The sequence below is a fragment of the Shewanella sp. SG41-4 genome (assembly GCF_014164505.1).
Classification (GTDB): domain Bacteria; phylum Pseudomonadota; class Gammaproteobacteria; order Enterobacterales; family Shewanellaceae; genus Shewanella.
The window spans coordinates 1-936 of record NZ_JACJFI010000710.1; the positions used below are offsets into that span (position 1 = coordinate 1).

Sequence of the window (936 nt, forward strand, 5' to 3'; positions counted from 1 at the left end):
TTATATAGTGTTTCTTTAATCGTAATAGTGTTTGGTGACTTCATCACAATGTGGACTAATCGACAAATGAATTGGAAATTTTATAACGTTAATAATAAGTTTAGGCCTATAGCTAATGTGTAAAATAAGGCGATTATATTTTGTAACTTAAATGAATTGCTTGTATTAAAGTTAGCAAAGGGGGCAACATTAATGGAAGTAAATCGCTACGGGAAATCGGTCTCAATAAGCCAAAGTAAACCGGCAATGAGTAGCCCAAGTATCGGTGTATTAGGTGGCAAAGATTTATCGAACGAAATGAATAAATCTGACAAAGTGAATATCAGTGAGTCAGCAAGATTAGAAATGTTAGAGGAGTTGCATAGTGGTCAGTTTATCGATTTTACAGATGAAAATGGGCCATTCAAACTCGGATTGTTGGCTCTGGGTGATACTGCAATCCAGGGTTGGGCGGGTAAGGGGTTAAGTATTTCTGATGAGGCTATAATCACTGCTGGCAAAGTATTCAACATTGGTTTAAAGAAAAAGTTTGAAGAGAATGGATCTTCTCTTTCTGAAAGCGGTGGTCTTGCATTAAATAAACATCAGATTGTAATCAATTCTCAAGATGTTCCGGAGTGGTTCATTAGAGAATATGAGGATGCACTTTCTTCAATGGATAATGTAGAGATGAAAATGACTTTTGAAAAAGGCGATCTTTTCTTTTCATCAAAACAATCTGCGCGGAACGTTAATGCGTTAGCTAGTTATACATTAGTTGCAAAAGACATTTAACAAAACGCGTCTGCCGGACTCTATAAGTCGTCGATTTTTGGAATTATACGCAAAAATTAGCCTGCTTATTCCGCTGATGTGTTCGATGTTAAGTTCTGATGGAGATAATATGTCGCTTAAGATTGATCACCTTAAAATTTTGGTAGCATCAATAGAAAGAAG

Annotated in this window: 1 protein-coding gene; it reads left to right on the forward strand. The window is 36.0% G+C overall.

Annotated features, from left to right (window positions below):
• The first annotated feature begins 192 nt into the window (after positions 1-192).
• Positions 193-774: a hypothetical protein gene (locus H5202_RS23435; RefSeq protein WP_182774109.1), complete on the forward strand. Its 582-nt coding sequence runs from the start codon at positions 193-195 to the stop codon at positions 772-774.
• The last annotated feature ends 162 nt before the right edge of the window (positions 775-936 follow it).

Excerpts from the sequence above, each read along its gene's own strand:
- H5202_RS23435 (WP_182774109.1), top strand. The coding sequence starts at position 193 with ATGGAAGTAAATCGCTACGGGAAATCGGTCTCAATAAGCCAAAGTAAA.